Origin of the sequence: Promicromonospora sp. NPDC060271, assembly GCF_042726755.1 — a bacterium.
Taxonomy (GTDB): Bacteria; Actinomycetota; Actinomycetes; order Actinomycetales; family Cellulomonadaceae; genus Promicromonospora.
Genome location: NZ_JBHXBG010000068.1, coordinates 19,230 through 28,670 on the forward strand (window position 1 = coordinate 19,230; position 9,441 = coordinate 28,670).

The following is a 9,441-nucleotide window of genomic DNA, read 5'->3' on the forward strand; positions in this document are numbered from 1 at the left end:
TAGGGCCCACACGGAAAGCCTGGCGGAAACAGGTATATCCAGAAGGTCGTTACCCCCATGGGGTATGGTGTAATTGGCAGCACGAGTGATTCTGGTTCACTTAGTCTAGGTTCGAGTCCTGGTACCCCAGCGCAGAGCGCAGCACACACGTAGCCGACGCGAGTCGGCCGCAGAGTGCGCTACGGTTCTCACCGGTAACCGGTCCGCAACCGGTAGTTCAGGCCCCCATCGTCTAGCGGCCTAGGACGCCGCCCTCTCACGGCGGTAACGCGGGTTCAAATCCCGCTGGGGGTACGCAGGTCCGTCGGCTTCGGCTGGTGGATCCGTCCAGGCCCCCATCGTCTAGCGGCCTAGGACGCCGCCCTCTCACGGCGGTAACGCGGGTTCAAATCCCGCTGGGGGTACAGCAGAAAGGCCCGGTCCACGCGGACCGGGCCTTTCGCTTTGGGGATCAGCCGCGACTGATTCGTGTCCAGGCCCTGGGCGTCCATAACCTCCAGGGGTTGCGGCCCTTCTGAGCCTGCTGAACCAAGATCAGGAGCGTCAGCGGATCTTCGGGTCCTTGCCGCCCTCGATGAACGGCTCGGGCCGCACCTCGGAGTCCGGGTCGGCGGTGGCCCCGCCGGGCACGTGGCCCCCGTGGTGCGCGCCGCCGCCGGTAGCGGCGCTGCCCGACGTCGCGGGCGCCGTCGCGCCGCCCGTCGCGCCGCCCGTCGACGACCAGCCGGGGCGGGTCGGCTCGCCGGTCGTGGGGACCGTGCCGTCCGTGGTGGCGCTCTCGGCGGCGGTGCCGCCCGGGACGGTGCCGCCCGGGACGGTGCTGCCCTGGGCGGGGCCGCTCCGGGCGACCGGAAGCTCGATGCGCTGCGTCGGCGGGTTGCTGCGCCGTCCGATCCGGGGCATGAGGGCTGGCGGGGGCGGGCCGGCCGGTGACTCGGAGGAAGGCGTGGCCGCCGGCCGGAGGTCCGGGTTGGCCTGTGCGGCGGCCTCGGCGTCGGCGGCGTCCGGGTGGAAGAGCGTCGCGATGATGAGCCGGTACCGGGAGTCGGGCTGGGGTATCCAGGTGACCCGGTCGAGCGTCTGGTCCTGCCCCGCGGTCTCGAAGATGAAGGTGCCGTAGCCGAGCAGCTGACCCATCGGGGTGCGCTCGTACCCGAGGTCGGTCACCTTCTCGGTGGGCATCATCGCCACCCGGTGGATGAGGAACCCGTCGAGAACGAGCAGCCGGCGGTCGGTCAGGACGAACCAGCGGGCCCGCCACTCCAGCCACTTGTACAGCAGTCGTCCGCCGAGGACGACGAACGGCAGCCAGACCCAGCCCATGTCGTTCCGGACGTCGGGGTCCACCGCGACGAGCAGGGCCAGTGCCAGCACGAACGCACCGGCGGTCGTGAGAAGCGGCTCCCAGAGCATCGACCAGTGCCGGTGCGTTGCGATGATGATCTTCTCGTCCGCCAGGATGTACCGCTGCAGGGCGCGGTTGGGGACGACGAAGTCCGCTGTTGCGCTCATGCGGGTCTCCCCGGGGGTGCGGTCGGATCCGGTGGTCGGGCCTCGCCGCTGACCCTACGTGGTCAGCGGCCGATCGACCCGGTGAAGAGCTCCTCGAAGAATCTGCCGATGTTCGCGATGGCACCCCAGATGACGTCCCAGAGGGCGAGCACGACGTCGGCGGAGCGCTCGGGATCGTTGACGACCGAGTACAGCAAGAAGATCACCACGACCCAGATGATGATGAGCCTCACCTTAGGTGGCATCAGATTCCTCACGACGTAGGGGTGTGTGCCCTGGTGTGCACACGTCCCTCAAGAGGGTACTGACAGGACCGGGACCAGGGGAATCACCTGGCTCGGCGTGGCGGGCCAACACTTACCGACCGCTCACCTGCCGCACACGGCATGCGCACCACGGAGCCCACCGCGGGGCTCTGTGCGGCTGGACCCCGCGGGGTTCCGCCGGGGAGAGTCCTGCGGACGAGGGGACTACTCGCCGGACCGGTGCAGCACCTCGGTGAGCTTGTTGGCCGCTGCGACGACGGCGGCGGAGTGCAGCCGGCCGGGCTGCCGGGAAAGGCGCTCCACGGGGCCGGAGACGCTGACCGCGGCCACCACGCGGCCCGACGGCCCACGCACGGGCGCCGACACCGAGGCCACGCCCAGCTCACGTTCTGAGACGGACTGCGCCCATCCGCGGCGTCGGACGCCGGAGAGGATGGTGGCCGTGAAGGTCGCGTCACGCAGGCCGCGGTGGAGGCGGTCCGGCTCCTCCCACGCGAGCAGGACGTGCGCCGCGGAGCCGGCGCTCATGCTCAGCGTCGCGCCGACGGGGATGGAGTCCCGCAGGCCGACCGGACGCTCGGCGGCTGCGACGCACACGCGGTGGTCGCCCTGCCTGCGGTAGAGTTGGGCACTTTCGCCTGTGTGGTCCCGCAGCGCGATGAGCACGGGGTTCGCGGCCGCCAGGAGGCGGTCCTCGCCGGCGGCCGTGGCCAGCTCGTTGAGGCGCGGGCCCAGCACGAAACGGCCCTGCATGTCGCGGGCCACGAGGCGGTGGTGCTCGAGGGCAACGGCCAGGCGGTGCGCCGTCGGGCGGGCCAGGCCGGTCGAGGAGACGAGCTGCGCCAGGGTGGCCGGTCCGGCCTCGAGTGCCCCGAGGACGGACGCCGCCTTGTCCAAGACGCCGACTCCGCTAGTATCGTCCATACCGCGATATTGCCGTCTCGGAACGTGAGATTGCAAGTCGAGACCAAAAGTTGTTTCTGACAGAGGTAGTTACAGGGAGGCGAACCGCAATGGCCGGCACGCTGGCGGAGAAGGTCTGGGAAGCGCACCTGGTGCGTCGAGGCGAGGACGGCTCACCCGATCTTCTCTACATCGACCTGCACCTGGTGCACGAGGTCACGAGCCCGCAGGCGTTCGAGGGCCTGCGGCTCGCCGGGCGGCAGGTGCGGCGCCCTGACCTCACCATCGCCACCGAGGACCACAACACCCCAACGCTCGACATCGATCGGCCCATCGCCGACCTGACGAGCCGCACGCAGATCGACACGCTGCGCGCCAACGCCAAGGAGTTCGGCGTTCGGCTGCACAGCCTCGGCGACGCCGACCAGGGCATCGTGCACCAGGTCGGCCCGCAGCTCGGGCTCACCATGCCCGGTCTCACCGTCGTGTGCGGCGACTCGCACACCTCGACGCACGGCGCGTTCGGAGCGCTGGCGTTCGGCATCGGCACGTCCGAGGTGGAGCACGTGCTCGCCACCCAGACGCTCCCGCTGGCGCCGTTCAAGACCATGGCGATCACGGTGGACGGGACGCTGCCCGCCGGCACGACCTCCAAGGACATCATCCTGGCGATCATCGCGAAGATCGGCACCGGCGGCGGGCAGGGCTACGTGCTCGAGTACCGCGGCGAGGCCATCCGGGCGCTGTCCATGGAAGCCCGCATGACCATCTGCAACATGTCGATCGAGGCCGGCGCCCGCGCCGGCATGATCGCGCCCGACGAGACCACGTTCGAGTACCTCAAGGGCCGTCCCCACGCGCCCGAGGGCGAGGACTGGGACGCCGCCGTCGAGTACTGGCGGACGCTGCGCACGGACGACGACGCCCAGTTCGACGCCGAGGTGGTGCTCGAGGCCTCCGACCTGGAGCCGTTCGTCACCTGGGGCACCAACCCGGGCCAGGGCCTGCCGCTCTCGGCATCCGTCCCGGTTCCGGCGGAGATCGCCGACGAGGGCGAGCGCGAGACCGCGGCCAAGGCCCTGGAGTACATGGGTCTGACCGGCGGCACGCCACTGCGCGACATCCAGGTCGACACGGTGTTCATCGGCTCCTGCACCAACGGTCGCATCGAGGACCTGCGGTCCGTCGCGAAGGTGATCAAGGGGCGCAAGAAGGCCGACTCCGTGCGGGTCCTGGTGGTCCCGTCCTCGGCCCGCGTGCGGCTGCAGGCCGAGGCCGAGGGGCTCGACGTGATCTTCAAGGAGTTCGGCGCCGAGTGGCGCAACGCGGGCTGCTCGATGTGTCTGGGCATGAACCCGGACCAGCTCGCGCCGGGGGAGCGGTCGGCGTCCACGTCGAACCGCAACTTCGAGGGGCGGCAGGGCAAGGGCGGTCGTACCCACCTGGTCTCGCCGCTGGTCGCCGCCGCCACGGCGATCCGGGGCACCCTGTCGAGCGTCGCCGACCTCGACCTGCCGTACGACATCGACATCACCACCTTCGACGGCACGCCGCTCGACGGTGTCGGCGCGTCCCCGCTGGGCGAGCCCGTTGTCGACCTGCCCATTCCCGTGGCGATCGGATCCGCTCCGAGCGGGTCCGCCGCCGGCCAGCCCGCGCTGCGCTGAGAGGAGCACAGACCATGGAGAAGATCCACACCCACACCGGCGTCGGCGTCCCGCTGCGGCGCAGCAACGTGGACACCGACCAGATCATCCCCGCCGTGTACCTCAAGCGGGTCACGCGCACCGGGTTCGAGGACGCGCTGTTCGCCGCCTGGCGGGGTGACCCGTCGTTCGTGCTGAACCAGGAGGCGTACTCGGCGGGCTCCGTGCTCGTGGCCGGGCCCGACTTCGGCACCGGCTCCTCGCGTGAGCACGCCGTCTGGGCGCTCAAGGACTACGGCTTCCGCGTGGTGCTGTCGTCCCGGTTCGCCGACATCTTCCGCGGCAACTCGGGCAAGCAGGGCCTCGTGGCGGGCGTGGTCTCGCCCGAGGACATCGAGATCCTCTGGAAGATCCTCGAGACCAAGCCCGGCACCGAGGTGACCGTGGACCTGGAGGCGAGGACCGCCACGGCCGACGACGTCACCGTGCCGTTCCAGATCGACGACTACACGCGGTGGCGGCTCATGGAGGGGCTCGACGACATCGGGCTCACCCTGCAGCAGGAGGACAAGATCACCGCGTTCGAGGCGACCCGGGAGTCGTGGCGCCCGAAGACCCTGCCCGCGCGGCACCTGCCGTCGGTCGAGATCGAGGCGGCCCGCCCGGTCTGACCGGGTCCCTACAGCGTCGGTGGTCCCTGGCGCACCTTCTCCAGAAGGAGCTCCGGGGTCACCGTCGCCGGGTCCCACCACGAGTCGATCCACCAGGTGACGCCCGCGTCGGCCATGACGCGGGCCTGCTCGGCGGCCTCGGCAGGGTCGGGCGAGAGCTTGCCCTGCAGGATGATCTCGAACGGCCGGTCGCCCCGGGTGTCCTCCGTGCCGTTTCCCTCGGCCCCGTCCGACCGGTGCGCCGTCAGCCAGTCCACCAGCCCGGTGATGTGCTCCGTCGTCAGATCGTCCGCCGTACCGCGCAGCTGCGGAACGATCCCGTCCCAGCGCAGCGTGCGCCTCAGGTTCTTGGCGGGCGGTCGCTCGGCGTCCCAGACACCGACCGGCCACACCGGGATCCGGCCGTTCACCGGCTGCTCGGGGAACCGGAACGGGCCGGTCTTGATGTGTTCCCCGTGGAACTCGAAGTCCTCTCCGGACCAGGACCGCTCGAGCCAGGCCAGGGTCTCGTCCAGCAGCGCTGCCCGCTCCTTCAGGCCCGTCGCCTGGCCCGGAGCAGAGGTGAAGCCGCGGTCGTCACCCACCCCGACACCCACGGGCAGGACCAGGCGGCCGCCGGACAGGCGGTCCACGGTGAGGGCGCGCTGCGCGAGCTCCCACGGACGGTGCCGCGGTACGGCGAACACCATCGCGCCGAGCGTGATGCGCTCCGTCACGGCGGCAGCGGCGGCGAGGACGGCGAACGGGTCGTAGACCGGCATCGCCCACTCGCCCTCCAGGCTGATCGCGTCCCAGGTGAAGAAGCCGTCCCAGCCGTGCTCCTCGCTCTCGCGTGCCAGAGCGATGTGCTGGTCGATCGTGCCGAAGCTGCTGATGAATCCGAACTTCATACCGTTCCTCCGGGTGGCCCAGGTGGTTGTCCGACGTCACCCAGCACGCTACGCCGAGACACTGACACTCCCGGGGCCGGGCCCGGTTAGATCTGCACGGGGCGCTCGAAGAACGTCTCCAGGACCACTATCGCGTCGGTCCCCGTGACGCCGTCGACGCCGAAGATACGGCGCAGCGCCTGCTGCAGCTCTTCGGTGGACGCGGTGCGCACCTTGACCAGCACCGAGGCCGATCCGGCCACGATGTGCGCCTCCTCGATCTCCGCGATCCGGGCTAGGGCCTCGCGAGTGGACGCGTCGCCCATCCAGGCGTTGGCGTCGACCATGACGAAGGCGAGCACGCCGCGGCCGACGGCACGGGGGTCGATCTCGATGGTCGTCCGGCGGATCACCCCGCGTTCCCGAAGCTTGCGCACGCGGTCGTGCGCCGCGCCCGCGGACAGCCCAACGGCCTTGCCCAGCGCCGCGTACGGCATGCCCGCGTCCTGCTGCAGCAGCTTGAGGAGCTCCCGGTCGACGTCATCCATGGCAGGGACTATACCGATGACCCCGGCTGTACATGAATCGGACTTTGCGGATAATCTCCGAACCATGTTCACTGCTGAGGCGATACCTGCCGAGTTTGTCGTCCTTGACGAGCGCTTCGCTGGATGTGACGGCGACTTCGTCGTCCAGCGCCACTTCTCCGACGCGAGGAAGACCGAGGGCCCCGCGTACTTCGCGGGCGGGCAGTACCTCGTCTTCAGCGACATCCCGAACGACCGGCTGCTGCGCTACGACGAGACGACGGGCGCCGTCGGCGTCCTGCGGCACGGCTCCGGATACGCCAACGGGAACACCGTCGACCGTCAGGGCCGCCTCGTCACCTGCGAGCAGGGCAACCGGCGGGTGACGCGTACCGAGCACGACGGCTCGGTGACGGTCCTGGCGGACAGCTACCGCGGCAAGCGGCTCAACAGCCCGAACGACGTAGTGGTGCGCGCGGACGGTTCGGTGTGGTTCACGGACCCCACCTACGGCATCACCGGGGACTACGAGGGCAACGCGGGCGACTCCGACTTCGGCGGCGCCTGCTACGTGTTCCGCGTCGACCCCGTCGACGGGGAGGTCACCGTCGTCGCGGACGATTTCGTCCGGCCCAACGGGCTGGCGTTCTCACCGGACGAGCGGCGGCTGTTCGTCGTCGACACCCGGCAGGACCCGAGCCACATCCGCGTCTTCGACGTCACGGACGACGGGCGCCTGACCGGCAGCACGATCCACGCCACCTGCGACGCCGGCCGCTTCGACGGGATGCGCCTCGACACCGAGGGCCGCATCTGGGCCGCCGCCTGGGACGGCGTGCACTGCTTCGCTCCCGACGGCGACCTGATCGGCAAGCTGCTCCTGCCCGAGTCGGTCGCGAACCTCACCTTCGGCGGGCACAAGCGCAACCACCTCTACCTCACGGCGGGCACCTCGCTGTACTCGCTGCGGGTCACCTTCAACGGCGCCGCGTACCCCGGCTGACCACCGGCGAAGCTAGGGTTACGCCGTGACGCAGACGCGACCCGTGGTGGAGATGTGGACCGATGGCGCCTGCAAGGGCAACCCCGGGCTGGGTGGCTGGGGTGCGCTCCTGAAGGCAGGGGAGCACTCCAAGGAGCTGTTCGGCGGGGAAAAGGTCACGACGAACAACCGCATGGAGCTCAAGGCCGTCGTCGAGGCGCTGCGGGCGCTCAAGCAGCCGAGCGACGTCACCATCCACGTCGACTCGTCGTACGTGATGAACGGTATGAAGACCTGGATCGTGGGCTGGAAGCGCAACGGGTGGAAGACCGCGAGCAAGCAGCCGGTGAAGAACGTCGACCTGTGGCAGGAGCTCGACGCCGAGGTCGCCCTGCACACGGTGCGCTGGGTCTGGGTCAAGGGCCACGCCGGCGACCCGGGCAACGAGGCGGCGGACATGCTGGCCAACAAGGGTGTCGACAGCGTGCGCTGATGGCCTGCGCCGACGGCCTCGTGGAAGCCGTAGCGGTAACGAGACCGATGTCACGTCACCACGATTCGCGCACCCTAATACCCTTGTCCCATGGCTTCCCACTACGACGTCGTACTCCTCGGTGCGGGCCCCGGCGGCTACGTCGCCGCGATCCGCGCTGCCCAGCTCGGTAAGTCCGTTGCGATCATCGAGGAGAAGTATTGGGGTGGTGTCTGCCTCAACGTGGGCTGCATCCCTTCCAAGGCTCTGCTCCGCAACGCCGAGCTGGCCCACATCTTCACTCACCAGAAGGACTTCTTCGGCATGTCCGGGGACGTCACGTTCGACTTCGGCAAGGCGTTCGACCGCTCGCGCGACGTGGCCGGCGGCCGTGTCAAGGGCGTCCACTTCCTGATGAAGAAGAACAAGATCACGGAGTTCGACGGCCGCGGCACGTTCCGCGACGCGAACACCATCGAGGTGGCCCTCAACAAGGGCGGCACCGAGACCGTGACGTTCGACAACGCGATCATCGCGACCGGCTCCGAGGTGCGCCTGCTGCCCGGCGTCGAGCTGTCCTCGAACGTCGTGACCTACGAGGAGCAGATCCTCACGCGGGAGCTGCCGAAGTCGATCGCCATCGTCGGCGCGGGCGCCATCGGCATGGAGTTCGGCTACGTCCTGAAGAACTACGGCGTGGACGTCACGATCATCGAGTTCCTCGACCGTGCGCTGCCGAACGAGGACGCCGACGTCTCCAAGGAGATCGCCAAGCAGTACAAGAAGCTGGGCATCAACCTGCTGACCTCGACCGCCGTCCAGACCGTCAAGGACGACGGTTCGTCGGTCACCGTCTCGTACAAGGGCGTCAAGGACGACAAGCCTGGCGAGCTCGTCGTTGACAAGGTCCTCATGGCCGTCGGCTTCGCGCCCAACGTCAGCGGGTTCGGCCTCGAGAACACGGGCGTGCAGCTCACCGAGCGCGGCGCCATCGCCATCGACGACTACATGCGCACCAACGTGCCGCACATCTACGCCATCGGCGACGTCACCGCCAAGCTCATGCTGGCGCACGTCGCGGAGGCGCAGGGCGTCGTCGCCGCCGAGACGATCGGCGGGGCCGAGACCCAGACGCTGGGCGACTACCGCATGATGCCGCGCGCGACCTTCTGCTCCCCGCAGATCGCGTCGTTCGGTCTCACCGAGCAGCAGGCTCGCGACGAGGGGTACGACGTCAAGGTTGCGTCCTTCCCGTTCATGGCCAACGGCAAGGCGCACGGCCTGGGTGACCCGACCGGCTTCGTGAAGCTGGTCGCCGACGCGAAGTACAACGAGATTCTCGGCGCGCACATGATCGGCCCGGACGTCTCGGAGCTCCTGCCGGAGCTGACGCTGGCGCAGAAGTGGGACCTGACGGCGGACGAGATGGCGCGGAACGTGCACACGCACCCGACGCTGTCGGAAGCGCTGCAGGAGTCTATTCATGGGATTGCTGGGCACATGATCAACTTCTAGTTGGTCGCGCCGCCACCCTTGGGCGATCGGCATGCGAAGAGGCCCGGATCCGTGGATCCGGGCCTCTTTGCATCCTGG

At 69.3% G+C, this 9,441-nt stretch carries 10 protein-coding genes and 3 tRNA genes; 8 read left to right on the forward strand and 5 right to left on the reverse strand.

The annotated features are described in order from the left end of the window. Positions 1–58 precede the first annotated feature (58 nt). The 3 genes from ACFWE2_RS12545 to ACFWE2_RS12555 all read left to right on the forward strand — a co-directional run bounded on the left by ACFWE2_RS12545 (position 59) and on the right by ACFWE2_RS12555 (position 404). Positions 59–130 (forward strand) — tRNA-Gln (locus ACFWE2_RS12545). Positions 131–221: 91 nt separating this feature from the next. Next, positions 222–294 (forward strand) — tRNA-Glu (locus tag ACFWE2_RS12550). 37 nt (positions 295–331) lie between these two features. Next, a tRNA-Glu gene (locus ACFWE2_RS12555) sits at positions 332–404 on the forward strand. A 139-nt stretch (positions 405–543) separates the two neighbouring features. Here the strand turns inward: ACFWE2_RS12555 and ACFWE2_RS12560 are convergent. The 3 genes from ACFWE2_RS12560 to ACFWE2_RS12570 all read right to left on the reverse strand — a co-directional run bounded on the left by ACFWE2_RS12560 (position 544) and on the right by ACFWE2_RS12570 (position 2,702). After that, positions 544–1,512: a PH domain-containing protein gene (locus ACFWE2_RS12560; protein ID WP_377224562.1), complete on the reverse strand. Its 969-nt coding sequence runs from the start codon at positions 1,510–1,512 to the stop codon at positions 544–546. 62 nt (positions 1,513–1,574) lie between these two features. Further along, positions 1,575–1,757 (reverse strand): hypothetical protein, encoded by a 183-nt coding sequence (locus ACFWE2_RS12565; protein WP_377142558.1) that lies wholly within the window; start codon positions 1,755–1,757, stop codon positions 1,575–1,577. A 225-nt stretch (positions 1,758–1,982) separates the two neighbouring features. Continuing rightward, entirely contained in the window at positions 1,983–2,702 is a 720-nt protein-coding gene (locus ACFWE2_RS12570; protein WP_026365378.1) for an IclR family transcriptional regulator, read from the reverse strand. Positions 2,703–2,791: 89 nt separating this feature from the next. Here ACFWE2_RS12570 and leuC point away from each other — a divergent pair, with 89 nt between their 5' ends. Next, positions 2,792–4,348 (forward strand): 3-isopropylmalate dehydratase large subunit, encoded by a 1,557-nt coding sequence (gene leuC, locus ACFWE2_RS12575; RefSeq protein ID WP_377224563.1) that lies wholly within the window; start codon positions 2,792–2,794, stop codon positions 4,346–4,348. Between the two features lie 14 nt (positions 4,349–4,362). Then, positions 4,363–4,998: a 3-isopropylmalate dehydratase small subunit gene (gene leuD, locus ACFWE2_RS12580; protein WP_377224564.1), complete on the forward strand. Its 636-nt coding sequence runs from the start codon at positions 4,363–4,365 to the stop codon at positions 4,996–4,998. Positions 4,999–5,006: 8 nt separating this feature from the next. Here the strand turns inward: leuD and ACFWE2_RS12585 are convergent, their stop codons facing one another. Continuing rightward, complete coding sequence (locus ACFWE2_RS12585; RefSeq protein ID WP_377224565.1) at positions 5,007–5,888, reverse strand: LLM class flavin-dependent oxidoreductase; 882 nt, start codon at positions 5,886–5,888, stop codon at positions 5,007–5,009. Between the two features lie 86 nt (positions 5,889–5,974). Beyond that, complete coding sequence (locus ACFWE2_RS12590) at positions 5,975–6,415, reverse strand: Lrp/AsnC family transcriptional regulator (protein ID WP_377224566.1); 441 nt, start codon at positions 6,413–6,415, stop codon at positions 5,975–5,977. A 64-nt stretch (positions 6,416–6,479) separates the two neighbouring features. On the opposite strand from ACFWE2_RS12590, the gene ACFWE2_RS12595 reads away from it, so the two are divergent. The 3 genes from ACFWE2_RS12595 (at position 6,480) to lpdA (ending at position 9,363) form a co-directional block, all read left to right on the forward strand. Beyond that, complete coding sequence (locus tag ACFWE2_RS12595) at positions 6,480–7,397, forward strand: SMP-30/gluconolactonase/LRE family protein (RefSeq protein ID WP_377224567.1); 918 nt, start codon at positions 6,480–6,482, stop codon at positions 7,395–7,397. A 52-nt stretch (positions 7,398–7,449) separates the two neighbouring features. Then, the gene (gene rnhA / locus ACFWE2_RS12600) at positions 7,450–7,869 is read left to right on the forward strand and encodes a ribonuclease HI (RefSeq protein ID WP_377224569.1); all 420 of its coding nucleotides are present in this window, start codon (positions 7,450–7,452) and stop codon (positions 7,867–7,869) included. Positions 7,870–7,959: 90 nt separating this feature from the next. Next, positions 7,960–9,363: a dihydrolipoyl dehydrogenase gene (gene lpdA, locus ACFWE2_RS12605; RefSeq protein WP_377224568.1), complete on the forward strand. Its 1,404-nt coding sequence runs from the start codon at positions 7,960–7,962 to the stop codon at positions 9,361–9,363. Positions 9,364–9,441: the final 78 nt, after the last annotated feature.